This is a genomic window from uncultured Rikenella sp., from assembly GCF_910577125.1.
Taxonomy (GTDB): Bacteria; Bacteroidota; Bacteroidia; order Bacteroidales; family Rikenellaceae; genus Rikenella.
Window position 1 is genome coordinate 1 of sequence record NZ_CAJTMN010000032.1, and the last position, 22,455, is coordinate 22,455.

Genomic DNA, 22,455 nt, shown 5'->3' on the forward strand with positions numbered 1-22,455 from the left:
CGCTGGGATTTCATCTCGATTTTGCTCACTGCAAAACGAGCGAAATCCCTCTTTACGCGAGCGGGCGGTGCGTGCCGCACTCCCAATTGCCAGCCTCTACCCCAACAGGATGGAACTGCGCTCGGGCCGCGCGGACCCCACTAATAAGGCGGAGACAACCCTAACAAAACACCCAACGGGTGCGGGGACGGGAAATGCTTACGCATTTCCACTATTCAACTTAGCCCAATTCTCTGTCCGCGCGCCTCACGTTCCGCAAGACTCAGGCTTTGTCCGCGCCCCTTCGATCACTAAAACGATCTCCCCCTTCGGTTCCTGTTCCGCATAACGGGCCGCCAGCTCCGCCAGCGTCCCCCGCACCGTCTCCTCGAACTTTTTCGAGATCTCGCGGCACACCGCCCCGCGCCGCGTTCCGCCGAAATGTTCGGCCAGCTGCGCCAGCGTCTTTCCCACCCGATGAGGCGACTCATAGAAAATCATCGTTCGCGGCTCCGTAACCAACTGCTGCAATCGACTCTGCCGCCCTTTTTTCTGCGGCAGAAAGCCCTCGAACACGAACCGGTCGCACGGCAACCCGCTGCTCACCAGCGCCGGCACGAACGCCGTAGGCCCCGGAAGCGTCTCGACCCCGATCCCCGCCTCGATCGCCCGGTTCACCAGCAGATACCCCGGATCGGAGATCGCCGGAGTGCCGGCATCCGAAATCAGCGCCACCGTCTGCCCCTCCAGCATCCGCCGGACGATCTGCTCCACCACGCCGTGTTCGTTGAACTTGTGGTACGAGGTCATCGGCTTCGAAATACCCAGATGCCGCAACAGATTGCCGCTCGTGCGGGTATCCTCGGCCACGATGCTGTCGCACTCGCCCAGCAGACGGATCGCACGCAGGGTGATATCCTCAAGGTTCCCCACCGGCGTGGGAATGACATAGAGTTTCGCCATCTCGCTATTCGACAGGTTCCACCGCCCGGAGAGGGCTGCGACTACTTAATGATATCAAAACCGGTGTACGGTCTGAGCGCCTCCGGAATGACGATCCCGTCCGGTGTCTGGTTGTTCTCCAGCAGGGCCGCCACGATACGCGGCAAGGCCAGCGAACTGCCGTTCAACGTATGCGCCAGCTCCGTTTTCTTGGTCTCCGCGTTCCGGAAACGAAGCTTCAGCCGGTTGGCCTGGAACGACTCGAAGTTCGACACCGAGGAGACCTCCAACCACTTATCCTGCGCCTCGCTGTAGACCTCGAAGTCGTAGGTCAGGGCGCTCGTAAAGCTCATATCCCCGCCGCACAAGCGCAGAATCCGGTAAGGCAGCCCCAGTTTCTGCACAATCCCCTCGACATGGGCCACCATGTCGTCCAGCCGGTCATAGGAGTCGGCCGGATGCGCCACCTGCACGATTTCGACCTTGTCGAACTGGTGCAGCCGGTTCAGCCCCCGGACATCTTTCCCGTACGACCCCGCTTCGCGACGGAAACACGGCGTATAAGCCGTCATTTTGATCGGCAGCTCTTTCTCGTCCACGATCTCGTCGCGGAAAATATTGGTCACCGGCACCTCTGCCGTCGGAATCATATAGAAATTATCGACCGTGGCATGATACATCTGCCCCTCCTTGTCCGGCAGCTGCCCCGTGCCGAAGCCCGACGCCTCGTTCACCATGATCGGCGGTTCGACTTCGAGGAATCCGGCGGCGGTGTTGATGTCGAGGAAAAAGTTGATCAACGCCCGCTGCAACCGGGCACCCTTCCCTTTGTAGACCGGGAATCCGGCCCCGGTCAGTTTGTTCCCCAACTCGAAGTCGATGATGTCGTACTTCTTGGCCAGCTCCCAGTGGGGCAGAATCCCTTCGCCTTTGAGCTGCTTCGGCTCCGGCCCGCCCATCTTCACCACGAGGTTGTCCGCCGCGCAAGTTCCCTCCGGCACAATCTCGGCCGCCCGGTTGGGCAGGGTCACGATCAGCGCCTCCATCTCGGCCACCACCGCAGCCTGCTCCTCTGCCAGGGCATTCGACTGCTCTTTCAATCCGGCGACCTTGTCTTTCAAGGCGTTGGCCTCGGCAGCCTTTCCCGTTTTGAACAGCCCGCCGATCTCCTTGGCGATCCGGTTCTGTTCGGCCAGATTGCCGTCCAACTGCTGCTGAATCGCCTTGCGGCGGTCATCCAGCGTCTCGATTTTGTCGATCACCGGAGCGGCGTCCACTCCCTTCTTAGCCAGCCGGGCGAGGGTCTCCTCGCGTTCTTCCCGAATCTGTTTCAGTGTAAGCATTTTATGTCGTGTTTTTATTTTCGCATGGGTCGTCTGCCCGCTCGGGACAGAATACGGAGGTCAAAGTTACGATTTTTCCCAGAAACGTCGTCTCTTTCCTAACACCTTGCCTTCCCCGTGCTGAATCATGAAGATAAAAATCGAATAAATTTATGCTAACTTTACAGAACATCCACAGGAAACGTATCATGCGAAACCTCATTTATCTCCTCGCAACAGGCTGGTGCCTCTGGGGAATGGCGAGTTGCGGGAACCGAACCCAACCGACCGGACAAGCCGACTTCGGAACGGAAATCCCGCTAAAACATACTGTTCGGAATTCGGATATTTTTGCCTCATATCCTGAAGGTTTCTTTCAACTGGATTCAGTGTTTGTCGTGCTTTCTCCGCGCATCGGGGATAACTTCGGGCGACTGATTTCACTGAAAACTTTCCAAGAAATCGGCAAGTTCGGGGCGAAAGGGAAAGGGCCGACCGAGGTGATCTGGACATTCCCGTTCGCCTATACGGGCAGCGATTCCACATTTATGGCCTACGATCTGCCGAGCCGGAGCGTAATTTCCTACACACTGGTGAATCGCGGAGATTCACTGACCATGCGGGCACACGACAAACGGCGAGTAGACCAGGGCGATGTACCGCTACAGGACAACACCAAGTTGTGCCGGATCGGCGACGACCACTACATGGGACAATGTTTTCATGCACAAGATCATTTTTTTTCGTTATTGGATAAAGATTTCAACCAAATCGGATATTTCGGAAACTCACCTATCCCGGAATCGATAACAAATGCAGGAGACCGGCTGCAAGGTTGTATGAATGCCGGATACGGCATCTCTATTTTCGCACCATACGAATTGCCCTACATCGGCTGTTATGCCATGCGGGACGGAAAACCGGTCAAATTATGGGAAGACGATTTCTCGGAAAAAATATATAACATAAACAATAACAGATTAGTCCATGATCAAGAACGGGGAAAAGGTACAACATTATATACTGCTATTTCACCTCGATATATTTATATCTTATGGAATAATGAATTAATTTACACATATGCAGAACGATCACAAAAGGGAAGCCAACCGGGAGGAACAATTGTATTTATTTATGACCATTCCGGAAATAGAATTGCCCATTTAGTTTTAGATACAGAACTTTATTATTTAGCCGTATCCGAAGACGACCGAACTTTGTATGGTTTGACACAGGCTGAATATGCACTTGTGACATTCGACCTGCCTGAAACGTATCCGGCGATACAATAAAATTCCTCACACTGCACGACGCAAAAAACTCGCGCCTCTTTTCTTGCATCACACAAAAAAAGAGGCGCAAATCGTATCTGCAGGGAGGAGGACTCCCCTCTGTTATCAGAAAGGAACTACTCCGCGATCGGCACCACCGATACGAACGATTTCCCCTCTGCCTTCTTCTTAAAGCATACGGTACCGTCCACCAAGGCGAACAGCGTATGGTCTTTCCCCATCCCGACATTTTCGCCCGGATTGTGAACCGTCCCGCGCTGCCGCACGATGATATTCCCGGCTTTGGCTACCTGCCCGCCGAACAATTTGACACCCAGTCGTTTGCTTTCCGATTCGCGGCCGTTCTTCGAACTACCTACCCCTTTCTTATGTGCCATGTCGATTTACTTTTTAAACGTTAATTGAACTCCGAAACAGCGAGCCGAAACTAAGCGATGATATTCTTAATTTCGATCTGGGTCAGACACTGCCGGTGTCCGTTCTGTTTCTGATACCCCTTGCGGCGTCTTTTCTTGAAGACGATGACTTTATCGTCTTTCAAGTGTTTCAGCACGGTGGCTTCCACTTTGGCGTCTTTTACCGTAGGTGCGCCGATTGCAACCTTTCCGTCATTGTCGATCAGCAGGACTTTGTCGAAGCTCACGGCGGCGCCTTCGGCGTCGGCCAGACGGTGAACATAGAGCTTGCGACCCTTCTCAACCTTGAATTGCTGTCCTGCGATTTCTACGATAGCGTACATGTTCGTTTCGCTTGTTGTTTAGTGTTTCGAACCGCAAAGATAGGTATTTTTCCCCGACCGGCCAAACCGGACGGATTTATTTCGACGAATTTCTCCGTCGGCCGGGGCGCGTGACACCCCGCTTCAGCTGCGCAGAATCCGATCCGGGGTGGTCATCCGGTACCGCCGGTCGATATCGTCCAGCATTCCCTGCACATCGTCCGGCACGACCAAGCCTTCGTGCAGCATCCGGAGCACTTCGGCCTTCTCCTCGCTGATGAGCATCCGGATGGTTTTCTGCGTGATGGCCAGCCGGTACGAGCTGGGGAAATGTTCGGCAATCAGATCCATAATCGCCTGACTGTCGTCGATATTCCGTTGCACCTCGCCGCGCAGCCCTTCCAGCGCCCGGCGATCGTCCGGGCTCAAGGTGTCGGAGTTCTCCAGTTCGTCCAGCAGCGTCAGCGAGGTGCGCTGCGAGTGGATCAGTCCGCGGGCCACGTCGTAAGCCCGAACAATGAGGGTCGACTGGTTCCGGTCGACCCAGCGGTAGAGTACCGCAGGGGAGCGTTTCCGCCACCGCAGGTAGAACGGCAGGGAGGGGAACTCCAGCAGCCGGGCCCGTTCACACAGCGGCCGTTTGCCGTCCGCATCGTACAGCTCCTCGACCGTCGCCAGCAGCCGCCGCAACGATTCGGACGAGATGATCCCCTTTTCATAGAGCTGCCAGTAGCGTGTCCGTTCTTTGTCCAGAATCCGGAGCCGGACGTTGGCCGCCAGATCCTGTCCGGCCACCGCCGGCACGGGGATATCGTCGAGTGTCGGCATGAAAGCGGCCACTTTCGCCCAGTCGGCGGCCTGCAAGGCCTCGTTTTCCCGCAATTCGTCGTAATAACGTGTCGTCGTTTCGCACAACTGTCTCTGCACCGTGTAGTTCAGGAACGTTTTCGCCGACGAGACGCGCGTCAGTCCCAGTTTACGCAGCAGCCATCCGATGGTCGTGGCGTTGACGGTCAGGGTCAGGGCGACGATCCCGGCGGTCAGAAAGAGCACCTGCCGCCGCACCGGTTCGGGAATGGGCAACGTATAGGAGACCATCAAGGCGAGCGTCAGCCCCAACGCTCCGCGCAGTCCGCCCCAGCAGAGAATCACGGCCTCGCGTTTCGAAAGTCCGTATCCCGACCGCTTCATGACGGGATAGAAGAGGGCGATCATCGCCATCCGCACCAGATTGACACCGACGTACACCAGCAACAGAATCGCGAAGTCCGTCCAGGTGGCCTGCACCTGCACGGCGATCACGACTCCCACCAGAATGAATATCAGCGTATTGGCGGCATAGGTCGCCAGTTCCCAGAACTCCTGCATGAACCGGTTGACTTCCGGAGCGATCCGCGGCCGCCCGTAATAGGCGATCACCAATCCGTATCCCACCAGCGCGATCACTCCCGAAACGTCCAGATAGCTCTGGGCCAGGAAGAAAGTCACGTACGCCGAGACGAGGATCGCACTGTTCTGCACGATCGCATCGGTCCGGCTGCGCGTGATGAACCACAGGCAGAGCCATCCGAAGATCACGCCGAGCAACACGCCGCCCAACACCACATAGACGAAGTCGGTCACGGGCGCTTCGACCGCTCCCGAAGCGGTATAGGCTCCGAAAAAGAGCATGAACAACACGATACCCGTCCCGTCGTTGAGCATCGATTCGGCATCCACCAGCGTGGAGAAGCGTTTGCTCACGCCGAGCTCCTTGAGCAGAGCGACCACTGCCACCGGGTCGGTAGCGCTGATCAGCGCGCCGAACATCAGGGCATGGCTCCAGTTCCACTGGGCGTAACCCGGCGCGAAGAGGTGAATGCCCATCATCAGGAGTCCGGTCAGGAACATGGCCACGACCATTCCGGGGACGGAAAGCAAGGTGGCGTTGGTCAGGGTTTTCCGGAAAATATGGGCGTCGAGCTCATATGCCGCATCGAAAATCAGCACGGGCAGAAAGAGGTAGAGAATCAGATCGGGATCGATATGTCCGGCAAAATCGATCGAGGCTTTGAAGAAGGAGTCGCCGGCAAAGAGCCCGGCCCGGTCGCAGAGTCCGACCACGAGTCCGAAGGCGAACAGCCCCACGGTATAAGGCAGCACGGTGCGTTTGAGGGCATATTTGAGAATGGCTCCGGCCACGAGCGATACGATCACGAAAACCAGCGGAGCCAGCATATCTATGGAATCCATATTTAGAGTGATTGAATGACTTTGCGATGTTTCCGGGGGCAAAATTAACAGAATCGGCGGAATCGGCCTCGATTTATTTTGCTTCATTCTTTTCCGCCCCGGGCTACCGCGACGGAGGCATCGATTACCGATTCGGTGACTTTGTATATGCCGGTCGAGGCGGATTTTGTTGGTTATGCGGAAGCGATCTGACGAACGGTCTATGCATGGATTTCGGAAGCTCGTGGCTTACCCCCGATCTCGGATTGCATCGTGGCCGCGGTCATCAGTTGCGTTGCCTCTCGGAATAAACGGTGCGTGCCGCACTCCCAATTGCCAGCCTCTACCAATTGGGCCGACACAGCCACAGCAGAACGCAGTTTTGCCCGTCCACGGGACGTGGGGCCCGGCCGGCCCGAGGCCAGTCGATGCTCGACCGCGCGCCACGCCTTAACAGGGAAATCGTCAAAATGTGCTTGCGCGTTTTGACTGGATTTCCCAAGGCGCGCGGACAAAGCTCGTTTATCCGACAAGCGTCAAGCGGCTATCAAGATTGTTTATCTTTTCTCTCTGTTCCGCTTAGGCCGCGGGGGCCCCTACTTTCTACTATGTGGTAGAAAGTAGGCAAAGAGCACATTCAAGGGGGACTCGCATCCCCCTTGAAAATCCCCCGGAGGGTTTTCATTCGGGCAAAGGTGCTTTGGGGTAAGCAGCCAACGATTTTTATTTTTATGCCCAGTTTGCGCCCCACAGGGGCGCGCGGGCCGAAAATCTATCGCAGTGCGGCGCCAGCGGAGGGTACAACGAGCTCCGGCGAGTTGCAGCCCGCCGCCGGGGGTGGCGACGGACTGCGCGACCCTTAGGGTCGCAAAAGCTAAGAAAAAAGCATCGCCAACAGCCCCGCCCAATTCTCCGCCCGTTCGTCCTCAGCGCGCCCCCCTCGCGCCGGTGCCTTCGGGCACTCCGAAATAGCAGCCTCTACCCCAAAACCGAAACTGGCGATTCCTCCTGGAATCGCGCTACTCGCTCTCAGCCCCGGGTCAGCCCATGCGGCTCCGCTGTCGCTCCGCCGCCTGTCGCATTTTTCCCGCGCGCTGGTGGAAATCTTATTAGAACAATGCGCCATTGTTCTAACGATTTCCTTCTCCTGCAGTCGCGCGCAGGGCACTTTAATCGTCGCCCGCTGGGATTTCATCTCGATTTTGCTCGCCGCAAAACGAGTGAAATCCCTCTCCAAGCGGGCGGGCGGTGCGTGCCGCACTCTCAATTGGCAGCCTCTACCCCAGCCGGACGGAACTGCGCTCGGGCCGCGCGGGCCCCACGTCCCGTGGACGGGAAATGCTTCGCATTTCCACTTCTCTGCTCAGCCCAATTCTTCGCACCGTTCTCAGTTCGCGCGCCGATATAAGGTTCACACCCTCCTAAAAACAGAAAATCGAAGAACAGGACAAGAGACGGTATATTTTTTGCGTTCTAAGGATATGGATAAATTTGCGATTCTTGCCCTCGCTTTGGGAGCGATCTTTTCAGCCTCCGGATGCGCGGCAGACAACCCATCGAAACAGACCATGAAAAAAGAATTGACAGCCGAAGAGAAACGCGTCATCATCGACAAAGGCACCGAACCCCCTTTCAGCGGCAAGTACGTCACCTTCGCCGCCGACGGCACCTACCGCTGCAAACAGTGCGGCGCCCCGTTCTATCGGTCGGCCGACAAGTTCGACTCGGGGTGCGGCTGGCCCAGCTTCGACGACGCGCTTCCCGGCGCCGTGCGACGCATCCCCGATCCGGACGGACATCGCACCGAAATCACCTGCGCCCGTTGCGGCGCACACCTCGGCCACGTATTCACCGGCGAAGGATTCACCCCGAAAAACACCCGTCACTGTGTCAACTCGATCTCCCTGGAGTTCGAACCCGCCGAACCGGCAGCCACCGCCGAAGCGATCTTTGCCGGCGGTTGTTTCTGGGGCGTCGAGCACCTGATGCAACAGCAGCCGGGCGTCATTTCGGTCGAATCGGGCTACATCGGCGGCTCGGTGGATCGTCCCAGCTACGAACAGGTCTGCACCCGGAAGACCGGCCATGCCGAAGCTGTCCGCGTGACCTACGACCCGGCGAAGACCGACTACGAGACCTTAGCGAAACGCTTTTTCGAGATTCACGACCCTACGCAACAGGACGGTCAGGGCCCCGACCTCGGCCCGCAGTACCGTTCCGAAATTTTCTACCTCGATTCCGAACAGAAAGCCGTCGCCGAGCGGCTGATCCGGCAACTCGAAGCCAAAGGCTACCGGATAGCGACACGAGTGACTCCGGCCACCGCCTTTTGGCCCGCCGAGGCATACCATCAGGACTATTACGAGCGGAAAGGCACCGAGCCTTACTGCCACGCCTACACCAAACGGTTCTGACCTTTTCGCAGCCTATTAAGAAAAAAGAGATTATTTGTTGGTTCCGATAAAGCGCCAGCCCGCCGCCACCCGGAAATAGGTCGGACAGGTCGTCTCGCCCGTATGGCGGATCGCGCTGTTGAGCCCCTTGGAATACGACGCCGTGATGTCCAGCCCGCAGCGGAACAGATAGCCCGCCCCGATGGTAAACGCGATGTTCGACGAGCGGACATTCTCCATCTTCGTCGTCGGCCCGCCATCCTTTTCGACGCATTTCGCCGAGAGCTTGAAGAGCCCCTCGACACCCGCGATCGCGCGGAAACCGCCCAAAAAGTTGAATTTGGCCACGAACGGCACCGAGAGGTACTCCATCCGATGGATCGTCCGGCTGGCATGGCCCATCTCGACGTTGTTGGTCGACCCCAGTTGCGAATAGTAGGTCCCCGTCTCCAGCCCCCACCTGTGCGTGATGTGGTAGTCGATGAACGCGCCGGCATAGAGCCCCGTGCGCGTACTCCCCGGGCTGTTCATATAGTCGGCGAAGTTCAGCCCCACGCGCGGGCCGAAGCCGAGCCCTTTGACCTGGGCCGAGGCGGTCATCGCCGCACAGGCGAACAGAAGCAACAGGAGGAGCCGGACGAATTTCTTCATGAGTCGGAGGAGATAACGGGTTCGATTTCGATGTCTGCGGACAAATATAACGAAAGCAGGCGAGAGGAAAAACCTCTCGCCTGCCTGTTTGCAAAAATCATTCCTTCCGGAATACAATTCCGGAAAAAACGAACAATCTTTCGATTAAGCGTCCCGGGTAGCCCGTTCCAGCTTTTTCATCACGCTGAACAGGAAGATGGCCGACACGCCGCAGCAAACGACCAGAATCCCCCACAGCATCCAGAGCGACATCCCGCCCCAGAGGTAGCCGATAATCGCCACGAGGTAGTTCCCGACCGCCGTAGCCGCCAGCCAGCCCCCCTGTGCCAAGCCTTTGTATTTCGGCGGCGCCACTTTCGAGACGAACGAGATCCCCATCGGGCTGAGGAAAAGTTCCGCAATGGTCAGCACGAAATAGGTTGAGATCAGCCAGTTCGGCGACACCCGAGCCGTTTCGGTCAAACCGCCGATCTCCTTGAGGGCGGTCGGCGTGGGCAGCCCTACCGAAGCAACGGCCAGCAGCACGAACCCGATGGCCGCGATCAACATCCCGATGCCGATCTTACGCGGTGCGCTGGGTTCTTTCCCCTTCTTGTTGAGCCACGAGAAGAAGGCCACCGTGAGCGGCGTAAAGAGGACGATGAAATAAGCGTTGAACTGTTGGAAAATCTGCGGCGTAATCGCCATCTCAGCCGGGAACGAGCTGTAAGCCCACCAGGCGCAGCCCCCGCCGACTACCGCCAGCGCAGCCCCGATCCCTTTGGCCCGAGCCGTGGTGCCCTGGAACAGGGAGAGTACGCCATAGAAGCAAACCGCGAACGGCAGCAGCGTCAGGAGCGAGAAACCGAACCGGTCGAACCCGCTGACCGCCGTCTGCGTATAATCGCGTGCGAACCAGGTCATCGTCAGCCCGTTCTGGTGGAACGACATCCAGAAGAAGATCACCACGGCGAAGACCAGCCCCAAAGCCACCAGCCGGTCTTTAACCTGCTGCGGGGTGAGTTCCACGGCATTCGGGTCGCGTTCGGCCTGTTTCTCCTTTTCGGTTTTGTCGGCCGCCTTGTAGTACTTGCGGAAGCCGACGAAGATAATCATCGAAACGATCAGCGACAGGCAGGCCACCCCGAACCCGTAGTTGTACGACTGGCCGAGGCTGGCGATATAACTATCGCCGAACTGCACCAAATCGGTCCCCATATACCCCTGCTGGGCGGCCATTTCGGTAAACCGGGCCGTCGCTTCGGCCGAGAGTTGTCCGGCCTGCAGCTGGTGCGCCAGCGAAGGAATATCGGCGTTATAGGTGTATCCGTCCTTGGCGAGGAAGTAGTTCGACACCCCTTCGGCCGCCGACGGAGCGAAGAAGGCCCCGATGTTGATACACATATAGAAGATACTGAACGCGATGTCCCGTTTGGCGCTGTACTTCGGGTCGTCGTAGAGGTTGCCGACCAGTGCCTGCAGGTTCCCCTTGAAACACCCCGTCCCGAGAGCGATCAGAGCCAGCGCGCCGAACATGGCGACCTGCGCCCCCGTCCCGACCCCGGTCGGAATGGCGAGGCAGAAGTACCCGGCGAACATGACGATGATCCCGAGGGCGATGGTCTTGCCGTAGCCGAGCACCTTATCGGCCAGCAGACCGCCGAACAGCGGCAGGAAGTAGACCATACTCAGGAAGATCCCGAACGTGGTGCTGGTCTGATCCTCCGTGTAGCCGAATTTGGCCTGCATGTAGAGGACGAAGATCGCCAGCATGGTGTAGTAGCCGAAACGCTCGCCCATGTTGGCCAACGCCAGTACGAACAGACCTTTGGGTTGTCCTTTTAACATTAGCTATGTGGATTTTGGTTAATAATTGCGTAGTTTTTCGAGAGTCCCCGACACACCGGGGCCCGGACAGGAAGCCGATATCGATTTGCGCCGGGTTTATGACTTACAAAAGTAACGATTTCATCGATAAATACAAGCCGAAGCCGGTTTCAGCAGGCGGTGCGACTCCATTCGGCAGGTGCGGCCCCTCCGGATTCGAGCGGAGAGGTTGTTCACAAATTGTGAACAACCGGTTTATAACCTGTTTGTACATGGCCGAAAACCGGGCAAAATTTCGTGGACAGGATGTCGATAACGGTTCAAAAAGCGATAATAACCTGTTAAAAAACGGTTTTCACTCCGCCGGTCACAAAAAAACTGTCGCGGACGCTTCTGAATGAAAGCTCCGCGGCAGCGAAAAGTTAATCGATTGTGGGAAACCCGGTCAATACTGCTCCCCTTCGTTCGGGAAATCGCCGGATTTCACGTCGTTGTGGTACTGCTCCACTGCGGTCATAATCTGCTCGTGCAGGTTCAGGTACCGCCGCAGGAAGCGCGGCGAGAATCCGTTATTGATCCCGAGCATGTCATACGAAACGAGCACCTGTCCGTCCACCCGATTCCCCGCCCCGATGCCGATGATCGGAATCTTCACCGCCTCGGCCACCCGTCCCGCCAGCACGGCGGGAATCTTTTCGAGCACGATGCCGAAGCATCCGGTTTCGGCCAGCAACAGCGCGTCGGAGTAGAGTTTCTCGGCCTCGGCCTCCTCCCTGGCCCGCACGGCATAGGTGCCGTACTTGTTGATCGACTGCGGGGTGAGCCCCAGATGTCCCATCACCGGAATCCCGGCACAGAGGATGCGCTGCACGGAGTCGATAATCTCCGCCCCGCCCTCCAGCTTCACCGCATCGGCCTCGGTCTCTTTCATGATCCGCACCGCCGAATTCAAGGCCTCTTTCGAGTTCCCCTGATAGCTCCCGAAGGGCAGATCGACCACGACCAGAGCCCGCTCCACCGCTCTCGCCACCGCCTTGCCGTGATAAATCATATCGTTCAGGGTCATCGGCACGGTGGTCTTGTAGCCGGCAATCACGTTGGCGGCCGAATCACCGACCAAAATGACGTCGATTCCGGCGGCATCCATAATCCCGGCCATGGTATAATCATAGGCGGTGAGCATGGATATCTTCTCGCCGCGGGCTTTCATCTCGGCCAACCGATAGGTGGTCACGGCACGAGTTTTTCCTTCTGATGACATATTTCTTACCGGTAATGCAATCTCATTAGCCGTACGTCACGCCCCCCGAACGGAGAGCGGCGGCTTACAATACGTTGATCTCGTGAAGGATGGCATTGGTCTTGCGCACCGCCTCGGCACTCGCTTCGAACGCGGTCTTTTCCTCAGCCGTCAGCGCCACTTCGACCACCCGTTCCGCTCCGTTGCGTCCGACCACCGTCGGCACCCCGATGCAGATATCCTTCTGGCCGTACTCCCCTTCGAGCAGGACGCACGACGGGATGATCTTCTTCTGATCCCGGACAATCGACTCGACCACCATGGCGGCCGCAGCCCCCGGCGCATACCAGGCCGACGTGCCGAGCAGTTTGGTCAGCGTGGCGCCGCCCACCATCGTGTCGGCCACCACTTTGTCCAGCACCGCCTTGTCTTTGCAGAGCTCCGTCACCGGCACCCCTTTGACCGAAGCCTTCGACACCAGCGGAATCATCGTCGTATCGCCGTGACCGCCGAGCACCATGCCGTCCACATCGTTGGAGTTGACCCCCAGCGCTTTGGAAAGGTAGCATTTGAACCGTGCCGAGTCGAGCGCGCCGCCCATCCCGAAGACCCGGTTCTTGGGCAGCCCCGTCGCCTTCAGCGCCAGATAGGTCATCGGGTCCATCGGATTCGATACGATCAGCAGAATCGCCTCCGGCGAATGTTTCAGGATGTTTTCGGCCACCGATTTGACGATTCCGGCATTCACCCCGATCAGCTCTTCGCGGGTCATGCCCGGCTTGCGCGGCATCCCCGAGGTGATCACCACCACGTCCGAACCCGCCGTCGCCGCATAGTCGTTCGTCACCCCTTTGATACAGGTGTCGAAATCCATCAGCGTGGCGGTCTGGAAAATATCCAGTATCTTCCCTTCCGAAACCCCTTCCTTGATGTCCAGCAGCACCAGTTCGCTGCACACTTCGCGCGTGGCCAATACATTCGCGCACGTAGCCCCCACATTGCCCGCGCCTACTACCGTTACTTTTGCCATCGATTATGTCTCGTTAAAAGATTATCCCTCTTATTGTTCGGTATCAGCCGATCAGTTTCGCATACTCGTCCGCCGAGAGCAACCCTTCCAGCTGTCCCGGTTCCGTCATCCGGATCTTGACCATCCACCCCTCGCCGTACGGGTCTTTATTGACCGTTTCGGGCGCATCTTCCAGCGCGCCGTTCAGCTCCAGCACCTCGCCGGCCACCGGCAGGAAAGCGTCCGAAACCGTCTTCACCGCCTCGATCGTACCGAACACGTCGCCCTGGGCCAGTGTCTCGCCCTCGGTCGTGATGTCCACAAAGACGATGTCTCCCAGCTGGCTCTGAGCGAAATCGGTGATCCCCACGAACGCCTCTTCGCCTTCGACGCGAATCCACTCGTGGTCTTTCGAATATTTCAGGTTGGATGGAATGTTGCTCATCTCGAATCTGTTTTTTAGGTTCAACGCCCCAAAGATACCGCTTTTTTCGAAACGCGCAAGGGTGTTGTTATTCGACTAACACACCATTCCGATCGGCTTCGGTATGTCGGCCGGATTTACTATCTTGCGCAGGTTATGAAACGACTTTTTCTTCTTTGCGCGCTCTGCGCCGCCATCGGGCGGACGACGGCGCAACCGGCTCTGATCCCCTCTCCGCAACAGATCGAGACGACGGGCCGATACATGGTTCCGCTGCTGAACATCAAGGTACGGATCGACACGACGCTGTCGCTGCCGGCCGAGGGCTATATCCTCGAAACCTATAAAAAAGGGGTGCGGATCACGGCCCGGGACGAACGGGGAGCCCTCTGGGCACGGCAGACCCTGCGCCAACTGACCGACGAGCGGGGGTTGGTGCCGAGCGTCCGGATCGTCGACTGGCCGGCTTTCGCCTGGCGGGGCTTCATGCACGACACGGGTCGCAATTTCATCCCGGTCGAGGAGCTCAAACGCCAGCTGCGCCTCCTGTCGCAGTACAAAATCAACCTTTTCCACTGGCACCTGACGGACTATCCGGCCTGGCGGATCGAGTCGCGGCGTTTCCCGCAGCTCAACGACCCGCAGTATCAGCGGCCGGGACGCGACGAGGGGAAATTCTACACCTACGGCGAGATCCGCGACGTGATCGCCTACGCCCGGAAGCTCGGCATGCAGGTGGTTCCGGAGATCGACATGCCGGGCCACAGCGCCTATTTCAACGCCGCGTTCGGGTTCGGCATGGCTGATCCTCGGGGGATGCGGGTGCTGGAGGAGGCGTTGAACGAATTTTTCGACGAGATACCGGTCTCGGAGGCGCCCTATATCCACATCGGGTCGGACGAGGTGCACATTCCCGATCCGGCGGGATTCATGCGGTGGGCGGACAGCGTGGTGCGGGCTGCGGGACGCACGCCGATGGCGTGGGATCCGGGCCTTCCGGCATCTGGCGGAACGATCCGCCAGGTATGGTCGGAGGCGCCGGGCTACGTGGCCCGCAACCGGACGCAGGGCGGGCCGATCGTCGATTCGTATATGGGTTACCTGAACAATTACGATCCGATTTCGTTCACGCCGCGGATGCTGCTGCACGCCCCGTGCGGACAGGCACAGGGCGACTCGACGGCTCTGGGGGGCATTCTCTGCCTGTGGAACGACACGAAGTCGCCGGGGCTCGACGGACTGATGCGCAACAGCGGCGTCTGGTCGGGTCTGCTGCCGTTCGCCGAGCGGCTGTGGCGGGGCGGAGTGACTCCGGAGGGAGCTCCGACGAACCCGAACCTCTTCCCTGCCCCGTCGTCGCCGGCCGGACAGACCTTGACCGCTTTCGAGAAGCGCATGCTGGCTCACAAAGAGGACCTGCTCAAAGAAGAGCCTTTCTGCTGGTGGCCCAACGCTTCGCTGCAGTGGCGGGTGTCGGAGCCTGCGGCTTTCGGCACAGACACTGCGGGACTGAAATGGCATACCTTGTACGGCGGGGCGATCGACGTGGACGCGCTGCTGGCCACGCTGTCGTTACCGAAGCCGGACTCGGGCGAGGTGTGGGCGGAGACGGTCATAACAGTGCCGCACGATACGGTCATCCGTGCACAAATCGGCTTCGAGGCACCGTCGCGGTCGAACCGCATCTCTTCGGGCATCGGGCGGCAAGGTGCCTGGGAGGCCGAGGGCGAGGTCTGGGTAAACGGCACCCGGATCGAACCGCCGGTATGGCAGGAGCCGGGAGCCTATGCGTTCCGGTTCAACACGTGGGCCAAGCCGGAAGAAGAACTGCCTTACACGGCGGAACAGCTGTTCTGGACGCGCCAGCCGGTCGAGATCACTCTGAGAGCGGGGAAAAACCGAATCGTGTTCCGTTCGCGGAAGCTCTTCCCGGGTCAGCATTGGATTTTCGCCTTCGTGCCCCGCTGACAGATTGCTTGAATCTTGCGGAGCCTGAGGCGCGCGTAGAGTAGACACAGAGAATAAAACGCCCTGTGGGAGCGCCCCGGGCTACCGCCATCGAGATACGGGTGAACCGGTGGGCTTCGGCAACTATGGGTACAGTTGGGCTTCTACGACCAGCAATACCGATGGTATGAAGTTGAGTTTCAACACAACGTGGCTCGATCCAATAGACGCTTACTATCGCGCCTGCGGTTTTCAGTTGCGTTGCCTCTCGGAATAAACGGCACCCACAGGGTGTTTACTGGCAGCCTCTGCCTTAATCGGCAGCCGCTACCCCACCCATAGATTGGGCCGACACAGCCATCTGCCCACCGCGGGCACGCGGGGCCCGGCCGGCCGACGCGTTCGCGTCACGTCGGCCGGCCTTGATTACTTTCAAACAACCGCGCGCCACGCTTTAATAGGGAAATCTTGTCAAAATGTGCTGGCACATTTTGACAAGATTTCCAAAAGCGCGCGGAAAAACAAACCCCGCCCCGGGCCTCCGCGACGCTACTGCAGGTATATTGTTCAGCGTAGGGAACAACGGCTACAACTGGTCTTCGACCATCCACACAACGTACGGCACGTTTTTGGACTTCCGCACGACATTCCTTCAGCCCAACTACGCAAGCAACCGAGCCCACGGTCTTCAGTTGCGTTGCCTCTCGGAATAAACGGGGCCCACGGGCACTCCGAAATAACCGGGTCTACCCCATAAGGGCAGTCTCTACTCTATTGATTGGGCCAAAATCATGCGCCCCGTCAGGCGCGCGCGGGCCGATAGCCTCCCCCAGCGGGAGGCCCGCAACTCACTACGCTCGTTTGGGGCACCCGCAGGCTTCGGCCCGCTCCAAAGTTTAACCCCATTCACCGCCCCATTCTCGGAAGTTCGTCCTCGGCGCGCACCCCTCGCGCCGCTTTTGCGTCGCTGCGCCCGAGGCCGGCGATTCCCTCGGAATCGCGCTACTCGCTCTCGGCCAAAGACTCCGCCCCGTGTCCACCTCACTGCGGCTCCGCTCCCGCTCCGCCGCTTGCCGTCGCCCGCTGGGATTTCATCTCGATTTTGCTCACCGCAAAACGAGCGAAATCCCTTTCTATGCGGGCGGGCGACTTGTCGAGTTTTGTTCTGTTCTCTACTCGCGCGCCTTAGGCGATTCATTCTCTTTCGGCTCATCGCCGAAAGAGTTGAATCGCCTCTTAAAGCGTCGGCGCACGGAGCATTTCAACCGTCGCCCGCTGGGATTTCATCTCGATTTTGCTGTCGCAAAACGAGTGAAATCCCTCTTTTGGCAGGCGGGCGACGGGAGAGCTTTGAACCGGATAGAACTGCCCTCGCGCCGGGCGGGCGGTGCGTGCCGCACTCCCAATTACCAGCCTCTACCCTAACGATAGGGCTGCCCTGCGCGGGCGGCGGCCAGCCGGGCCCCACTTGATAAGGCAAAGAGAACCCTAACAAAACACCCAACGGGTACGTGGACGGGAAATGCTTGCGCATTTCTGCAACTGGAGTAGCCCAATTCTTTATCTCGTTCTCCGTTCGCGCCCCACGTCCCGTGAACGGGCAAAACTGCGTTTTGCTGCGGCAGCCTCGGCCCCATTCTTTGACCACACGCCTTACGCTCCGCAAGACTCAGTCACTGTCCGCATGCCGCCAAACGACCGATAATCAAAAAAAGGAGTCATCCCTTGCAAGCATGGGATAACTCCTTTTTTTTTGATCTTGAAAGCTCGGAGAGATAATATCCCGACCGCTTTGCAATATCAGATATGGTTCGAAGGCCTGGTTCTCTTCTCCCAGAGAATAACAGTCCCCCTTCGAAAAGGAATGACAACCTACTCCGCCGCAACTTCAGCCGTCACCGAGACAGCTACTTCCGCCTTGACATCCTTGTAGATCTTGACCGTAGCCTTGTATTCGCCGATCTGTTTGATGGTATCGACCTTGACGTGGCGTTTGTCGATCGAGAAGCCCTTGGCTTCGATAGCGTCCGCCACCTGAGCTGCCGTCACCGACCCGAAGATCTTGCCGCCTTCGGCCACCTTCACGGCGATAGCCACAGCTACTCCGTTCAGTTTGTCAGCCACAGCCTGCGCATCGGCCACCATCTTGGCCTCCTTGTGCGCCTGCTGTTTGATTTTTTCAGCCAGCACCTTCTTGGCCGAAGCGGTCGCAGCCGCCGCATAGCCCTGCGGAATGAGGTAGTTGTTTGCATACCCCGGCCGCACGTTTACGATCTGATCCTTATTGCCGAGGTTATCGACGTCTTGTTTCAGTATGATTTCCATAGTGTGTTTCCTCGGTTAGGGGTTATTTCAACAAGTCGGTTACGAACGGCAGGATAGCCAGATGCCGTGCCCGTTTCACCGCGGTAGCCACTTTTTTCTGGAACTTCTGCGAAGTACCGGTCAGGCGGCGGGGCAGGATTTTCCCCTGTTCGTTGAGGAACTTCTTGAGGAATTCGGCGTCTTTGTAGTCGACGTATTTGATCCCGGCCTTCTTGAAGCGGCAATATTTTTTCTTTTTGACCTCAACGGATACGGGGTTGAGGTAACGGATTTCGGATTGGGGTGCTGCCATGATTACTCCTGAGTTTTAGCTGCGTTGATGTTTCTGCGTTTTTCGGCGTATTCGGCCGCGTACTTGTCCTGTTTGAAAGTCAGGAAGCGGATGACGCGTTCGTCGCGACGGTACTGGGTTTCGAGCACGTCAATCAGTTTGCCTTCGCCTTCGAATTCGATCAGGGTGTAGAAGCCGGTGGTCTTCTTCTGGATCGGATAGGCGAGCTTACGCAAACCCCACTCTTCGGTGTAGTTCACTTTGCCGCCGTTCTCGGTGATGACACCCTGGAATTTGCCGACCAGTTCCTTCAGCTGTGCGTCCGAAAGAACGGGAGTCGCAATGAAAACGGTTTCGTAACGGTTCATAAAAGTTGTCCGTAAAGAAATGATGAATAATGAGTTGTTTCGCCGCGCCCGTCAACAGAGCGCATTTCGAGCCGCAAAGGTAGTCTCTTTTTTCGGGATATGCAAACTCCCGGTACGATTTTGCGGTTCGGAGGGCAGCCGGAGCATCCGGATGGCCGGAGACGACACAGCCGGCCGGGTCGGATTCGAACCGCGCCGTCCGAATCTCTTTTTTGTTTTCCCTGAAAAAGGAAAAACCGACGAACGGGAGGCACGAGAGCCGAAAAAATAACCTGAAACGTCCGATTTGTAATATTATACATTCAAAGACAAAACATTTCGACCTTTTTCTGAATTATATTTGTGTTCTTTGTATCGGGAGATTTATTTTGTATTTATCATTATCGTCCATTGTATGTCGGAGCAACTGAAGAACAAAAAAGCGGAACGTGCGTCGTCGTTGTGGCAGTTCGCGACCCACACCGCTTCCGGCCCCCAGTCTCTGGAACTGACCGGCAACCTGCTCGGAGTCGTGGAAAGCGGCACCAAAGTCATCCACTACGCCGGCGAGAGCTACCGGATAGGCGACAAAGAGCTTTTCCTGCTGTCGCCGGGCAAACACTACGTCGAGAACCTGCCGGCCCGAAACGGACCGTACAAAGAGACCTGTCTCACGTTCGACAACCAGGAGATGGCCGGGGCGCTGTCGGCCCTGGTGACCCTGTACGGAATGGAGCTGGAGCTGCCGGAGGCCTCGCCGGCCGACCTGACGCTGGGACACGTCAACACGCGGCTGTGGCCGGAGATGCGGCTTCTGTTCGACTCGCTGACGCCATATATGGATACGGACTACCTGACCTCCCATCCGCAGCTGATGCGGCTCAAGCTGGCCGAATTCGCCTACATGGTGATCGCACACAAAGAACACGGCTTGCAGTACAAACTGCTCCGATGCGTCGAACGGCTGGCCGATCCGTTCGAAAGCATCATCCGCAGCTCGATCTTCGAAGACCTGTCGATCAGCGAGCTGGCGCAGCGTACCAATAAGAGCCTGACCTCATTCAAGAGCGACTTCCTGCGCATATTCGGCATGACGCCGCACCGGTGGATCCTCAAACAGCGTCTGCTGCACGCCCGGCTGGAGGTGATCTCGACCACCAAGCCGATCGCTCAGATCGGATACGAATGCAAGTTCGACAACATCTCGCACTTCATCAAACTGTTCAAACGGGAATTCCAGATCACCCCGCTTTCGCTTCGACAGGAGTACCGCCAGTCGGCGGGGATGGCGGGAGAGGCGTAACGCTATTCGGCTCGGCGGCGATACCGCGATGGAATACGAAAGGGGCAGGATGTGTTTTCATCCTGCCCCTTTTTGTGTGTTAAGCCACGCCGACGAAAGACCGCCTATACCGTCAGATCGAGCTCGTCCCGCAGTTTGAGAATATTCGGATTGAGATGCACCAGATACTGCAGCTTATCTTCCGTCGACACCGGCTTGTAGGCCTGCTGCACCTCGCTGACGACCACCGCCACCGTCGCAGCCACCCCGGTCAGCTGCCGCAGATCGTGTTCAATCTCCCACTTGGCCTGATTGATCTCGTCGGCCAAGACTTCGTTCGGCACGGAGACCACCACCTCGTTCCCGCGGATCCGTTTAGCCGTGAGCGCCGTGGCCAGTCGCGGCCGCTGCCGTTCCTTCCATATCCGCAACAGCTCGTCGTACTTCTCCGCAATCATTTTCTCGGCCTCCTCCGGCGCCACCGGACGCACCGAAACCTCGTCCGGCCCCGCCCCCTCCGCCGTCTGAACAGCCGCTCCGCCGGCCGTATTTCCATCCGTGAGAGGCTGTAAATTCGCAATCGACACGCCGGTAATCGACCGACCCGTCGCCGGCCTTGCCGACTCCCCGCCAGTTTTGGGCGAAGCGTGAACCGAAGAAGCCGCGGCCGAAGCGGTCTGTGCCGCCACCTCCCGCACCGGTTCCGATTTCGGCTCCGGGGTCGGTTTCAGTGCCAGTGTCGATTTCGGTGTCGATTCGGAAGGACTCGCCGCCGTCTCCTCCGGCACCGTCCGCGTCGCCGGCACAGCCGATACGGCGACAGGCTTAGGCTGCTCCACCGCCCCGCCATTCAGAATCGCCGGCATGGGATACCGTCCCACCCCCGCCACCAGCACCAAAGCGTCCGCCTCCGAATCTCCCCCCGCCGCACCTACGGTGTCATCTTTTTTTTTTAGCCCTCCCAATCCGCACAGCTTAATCAGCGCCAGCTCGGCATGCAGCCGCCGGTTGGTCGCCGTCCGATAGCCCGTATCGGTCTGCGTCAGCAGGTTGATGGCATTGAACAGAAATCCCGCATCGCACCCCTCCGCATTCGCCTGCTCCCGATAACGCTCGGCCACCTGGCCCGTCACCTCCAGCAGCCCGGCGGTCTGCGGATTCTTGCACATCAGCAGATCGCGCATGTGCCCGTTGAGCCCGGCAATGAAAAGCTGCCCTTCGAATCCCCGCCGCAGCACGCCGTCGAACAAGGTGAGCAGCTCGGCATAATTGCCCGCCAGAATCAGCTCCGTCGCCGCGAAATAGGTATTGTAATCCAGTACGTTCAAGCTCTCGGCGACCTTGTCGCCGGTGAGTTGCGCCCCGCAGAACGAGACCACGCGGTCGAACATCGACAGAGCGTCCCGCATCCCTCCGTCGGCCCGCTGCGCGATGATGTGCAGCGCTTCGTCGTCGTACGTCACCCCCTCCTGACCGGCGATATACTGAAGATACTGCACGGTATCCTCGACCCGGATCCGGTTGAAGTCATAGCACTGACACCGCGACAGAATGGTCGGCAGGATTTTATGTTTCTCGGTGGTCGCCAGGATGAAGATCGCATAATGCGGCGGCTCTTCCAGGGTTTTCAGAAAGGCGTTGAAGGCGTTGGCCGACAACATGTGCACTTCGTCGATGATATAGACGCTGTAACGCCCCACCTGCGGCGGTATGCGCACCTTTTCGGTCAAAGCGCGGATATCTTCGACCGAGTTGTTGGAGGCGGCGTCGAGTTCGTGGATCGAGAACGACCGCCCTTCATTGAAAGCCCGACACGACTCGCACTCTCCGCATGCCTCGTGCTCCGGGGTCGGATTCAGGCAGTTGATGGCCTTGGCGAAAATCCGCGCACAGGTGGTCTTCCCCACTCCCCGAGGCCCGGTGAAGAGGTATGCGTGCGCCAGCTGCCCTCGTGCAATGGCGTTCCGCAGGGTTTCGGTAATATGGGCCTGACCGACGACGCTGCGAAAGGTGGCGGGACGGTACTTGCGGGCCGATACGACGAATGATTCCATCATCTCACAAAGATAATAAATGACAAACGCAATACAAACCCTCTTGCGTACTCTATTCTTTGCACCGGACGGAACCGTACCTTTTCTGAAGAACCGAGCGGCGTTACGCGAGCAGAGACCGCTTGCGGGCTATGCCGAGTTAGCGCGAGGAAGCCTTCGGGCAAAAGGTACCCAAAAGACTTTTAGTTAGCTACGCTACTCCTTACGCTCCGCAGTCCTCAGTCTTCGAGAGTCTTTTGGGT

19 protein-coding genes are annotated in these 22,455 nt (G+C 58.1%); 5 read left to right on the forward strand and 14 right to left on the reverse strand.

What is annotated here, in order from left to right; genetic code table 11:
* Positions 1-246 precede the first annotated feature (246 nt).
* On the reverse strand, positions 247-942 hold the full coding sequence (gene rsmI, locus QZ292_RS05060; protein WP_294598739.1) for a 16S rRNA (cytidine(1402)-2'-O)-methyltransferase: 696 nt from the start codon (positions 940-942) through the stop codon (positions 247-249).
* Positions 943-983: 41 nt separating this feature from the next.
* Positions 984-2,264, reverse strand: a complete 1,281-nt coding sequence (gene serS / locus QZ292_RS05065; RefSeq protein ID WP_294598742.1) for a serine--tRNA ligase — start codon at positions 2,262-2,264, stop codon at positions 984-986.
* Between the two features lie 188 nt (positions 2,265-2,452).
* Here serS and QZ292_RS05070 point away from each other — a divergent pair, with 188 nt between their 5' ends.
* Positions 2,453-3,535 (forward strand): hypothetical protein, encoded by a 1,083-nt coding sequence (locus QZ292_RS05070; RefSeq protein ID WP_294598744.1) that lies wholly within the window; start codon positions 2,453-2,455, stop codon positions 3,533-3,535.
* Between the two features lie 116 nt (positions 3,536-3,651).
* On the opposite strand, the gene rpmA is transcribed toward QZ292_RS05070, so the two are convergent.
* From rpmA to QZ292_RS05085, 3 genes are all read right to left on the reverse strand, one after another.
* Entirely contained in the window at positions 3,652-3,912 is a 261-nt protein-coding gene (gene rpmA / locus QZ292_RS05075) for a 50S ribosomal protein L27 (protein ID WP_027291149.1), read from the reverse strand.
* Positions 3,913-3,962: 50 nt separating this feature from the next.
* Positions 3,963-4,274 (reverse strand): 50S ribosomal protein L21, encoded by a 312-nt coding sequence (rplU, locus tag QZ292_RS05080; protein ID WP_294598747.1) that lies wholly within the window; start codon positions 4,272-4,274, stop codon positions 3,963-3,965.
* 123 nt (positions 4,275-4,397) lie between these two features.
* A complete protein-coding gene (locus QZ292_RS05085) occupies positions 4,398-6,485 on the reverse strand; it encodes a sodium:proton antiporter (protein ID WP_294598750.1) in 2,088 nt (695 codons plus the stop codon).
* 1,460 nt (positions 6,486-7,945) lie between these two features.
* Between QZ292_RS05085 and QZ292_RS05090 the strand changes: the two genes are divergently transcribed.
* A complete protein-coding gene (locus QZ292_RS05090) occupies positions 7,946-8,878 on the forward strand; it encodes a bifunctional methionine sulfoxide reductase B/A protein (protein ID WP_294598753.1) in 933 nt (310 codons plus the stop codon).
* A 30-nt stretch (positions 8,879-8,908) separates the two neighbouring features.
* Here the strand turns inward: QZ292_RS05090 and QZ292_RS05095 are convergent, their stop codons facing one another.
* The 5 genes from QZ292_RS05095 to gcvH all read right to left on the reverse strand — a co-directional run bounded on the left by QZ292_RS05095 (position 8,909) and on the right by gcvH (position 14,008).
* A complete protein-coding gene (locus QZ292_RS05095; RefSeq protein WP_294598755.1) occupies positions 8,909-9,508 on the reverse strand; it encodes a porin family protein in 600 nt (199 codons plus the stop codon).
* A gap of 144 nt (positions 9,509-9,652) precedes the next feature.
* Positions 9,653-11,335: a peptide MFS transporter gene (locus tag QZ292_RS05100; RefSeq protein ID WP_294598757.1), complete on the reverse strand. Its 1,683-nt coding sequence runs from the start codon at positions 11,333-11,335 to the stop codon at positions 9,653-9,655.
* Between the two features lie 424 nt (positions 11,336-11,759).
* Entirely contained in the window at positions 11,760-12,575 is an 816-nt protein-coding gene (panB, locus tag QZ292_RS05105; protein WP_294598760.1) for a 3-methyl-2-oxobutanoate hydroxymethyltransferase, read from the reverse strand.
* Between the two features lie 64 nt (positions 12,576-12,639).
* On the reverse strand, positions 12,640-13,584 hold the full coding sequence (locus QZ292_RS05110) for a malate dehydrogenase (RefSeq protein WP_294598762.1): 945 nt from the start codon (positions 13,582-13,584) through the stop codon (positions 12,640-12,642).
* A gap of 43 nt (positions 13,585-13,627) precedes the next feature.
* Positions 13,628-14,008, reverse strand: coding sequence for a glycine cleavage system protein GcvH (gcvH, locus tag QZ292_RS05115; RefSeq protein ID WP_294598764.1), 381 nt, complete (start codon positions 14,006-14,008; stop codon positions 13,628-13,630).
* A gap of 135 nt (positions 14,009-14,143) precedes the next feature.
* Here gcvH and QZ292_RS05120 point away from each other — a divergent pair, with 135 nt between their 5' ends.
* Positions 14,144-15,955 carry a family 20 glycosylhydrolase gene (locus tag QZ292_RS05120; RefSeq protein ID WP_294598766.1) on the forward strand — a complete coding sequence of 604 codons (1,812 nt, stop codon included), beginning with the start codon at positions 14,144-14,146 and terminating at the stop codon, positions 15,953-15,955.
* A 470-nt stretch (positions 15,956-16,425) separates the two neighbouring features.
* Positions 16,426-16,647: a hypothetical protein gene (locus QZ292_RS05125; protein ID WP_294598768.1), complete on the forward strand. Its 222-nt coding sequence runs from the start codon at positions 16,426-16,428 to the stop codon at positions 16,645-16,647.
* A gap of 1,159 nt (positions 16,648-17,806) precedes the next feature.
* On the opposite strand, the gene rplI is transcribed toward QZ292_RS05125, so the two are convergent.
* Genes rplI through rpsF form a run of 3 tightly spaced genes read right to left on the reverse strand, consistent with a single transcriptional unit; the run spans position 17,807 to position 18,898 of the window.
* Positions 17,807-18,259 (reverse strand): 50S ribosomal protein L9, encoded by a 453-nt coding sequence (gene rplI / locus QZ292_RS05130; protein WP_294598769.1) that lies wholly within the window; start codon positions 18,257-18,259, stop codon positions 17,807-17,809.
* A gap of 22 nt (positions 18,260-18,281) precedes the next feature.
* Positions 18,282-18,551, reverse strand: a complete 270-nt coding sequence (rpsR, locus tag QZ292_RS05135; RefSeq protein ID WP_027291133.1) for a 30S ribosomal protein S18 — start codon at positions 18,549-18,551, stop codon at positions 18,282-18,284.
* 2 nt (positions 18,552-18,553) lie between these two features.
* Positions 18,554-18,898 (reverse strand): 30S ribosomal protein S6, encoded by a 345-nt coding sequence (rpsF, locus tag QZ292_RS05140; RefSeq protein ID WP_294594224.1) that lies wholly within the window; start codon positions 18,896-18,898, stop codon positions 18,554-18,556.
* Positions 18,899-19,292: 394 nt separating this feature from the next.
* Between rpsF and QZ292_RS05145 the strand changes: the two genes are divergently transcribed.
* A complete protein-coding gene (locus QZ292_RS05145) occupies positions 19,293-20,180 on the forward strand; it encodes an AraC family transcriptional regulator (RefSeq protein ID WP_294598770.1) in 888 nt (295 codons plus the stop codon).
* Positions 20,181-20,284: 104 nt separating this feature from the next.
* On the opposite strand, the gene QZ292_RS05150 is transcribed toward QZ292_RS05145, so the two are convergent.
* Positions 20,285-22,213: a DNA polymerase III subunit gamma/tau gene (locus QZ292_RS05150; protein ID WP_294598773.1), complete on the reverse strand. Its 1,929-nt coding sequence runs from the start codon at positions 22,211-22,213 to the stop codon at positions 20,285-20,287.
* Positions 22,214-22,455 lie beyond the last annotated feature (242 nt).

Coding starts and splice junctions, on each gene's coding strand:
- QZ292_RS05150 (WP_294598773.1), bottom strand. CDS start 22,213: ATGGAATCATTCGTCGTATCGGCCCGCAAGTACCGTCCCGCCACCTTT.
- QZ292_RS05100 (WP_294598757.1), bottom strand. CDS start 11,335: ATGTTAAAAGGACAACCCAAAGGTCTGTTCGTACTGGCGTTGGCCAAC.
- rplI (WP_294598769.1), bottom strand. CDS start 18,259: ATGGAAATCATACTGAAACAAGACGTCGATAACCTCGGCAATAAGGAT.
- serS (WP_294598742.1), bottom strand. CDS start 2,264: ATGCTTACACTGAAACAGATTCGGGAAGAACGCGAGGAGACCCTCGCC.
- QZ292_RS05090 (WP_294598753.1), top strand. CDS start 7,946: ATGGATAAATTTGCGATTCTTGCCCTCGCTTTGGGAGCGATCTTTTCA.
- panB (WP_294598760.1), bottom strand. CDS start 12,575: ATGTCATCAGAAGGAAAAACTCGTGCCGTGACCACCTATCGGTTGGCC.
- QZ292_RS05095 (WP_294598755.1), bottom strand. CDS start 9,508: ATGAAGAAATTCGTCCGGCTCCTCCTGTTGCTTCTGTTCGCCTGTGCG.
- QZ292_RS05110 (WP_294598762.1), bottom strand. CDS start 13,584: ATGGCAAAAGTAACGGTAGTAGGCGCGGGCAATGTGGGGGCTACGTGC.
- rpmA (WP_027291149.1), bottom strand. CDS start 3,912: ATGGCACATAAGAAAGGGGTAGGTAGTTCGAAGAACGGCCGCGAATCG.
- QZ292_RS05145 (WP_294598770.1), top strand. CDS start 19,293: ATGTCGGAGCAACTGAAGAACAAAAAAGCGGAACGTGCGTCGTCGTTG.
- QZ292_RS05070 (WP_294598744.1), top strand. CDS start 2,453: ATGCGAAACCTCATTTATCTCCTCGCAACAGGCTGGTGCCTCTGGGGA.
- QZ292_RS05120 (WP_294598766.1), top strand. CDS start 14,144: ATGAAACGACTTTTTCTTCTTTGCGCGCTCTGCGCCGCCATCGGGCGG.
- gcvH (WP_294598764.1), bottom strand. CDS start 14,008: ATGAGCAACATTCCATCCAACCTGAAATATTCGAAAGACCACGAGTGG.
- rsmI (WP_294598739.1), bottom strand. CDS start 942: ATGGCGAAACTCTATGTCATTCCCACGCCGGTGGGGAACCTTGAGGAT.
- rpsF (WP_294594224.1), bottom strand. CDS start 18,898: ATGAACCGTTACGAAACCGTTTTCATTGCGACTCCCGTTCTTTCGGAC.
- QZ292_RS05085 (WP_294598750.1), bottom strand. CDS start 6,485: ATGGATTCCATAGATATGCTGGCTCCGCTGGTTTTCGTGATCGTATCG.
- rpsR (WP_027291133.1), bottom strand. CDS start 18,551: ATGGCAGCACCCCAATCCGAAATCCGTTACCTCAACCCCGTATCCGTT.
- rplU (WP_294598747.1), bottom strand. CDS start 4,274: ATGTACGCTATCGTAGAAATCGCAGGACAGCAATTCAAGGTTGAGAAG.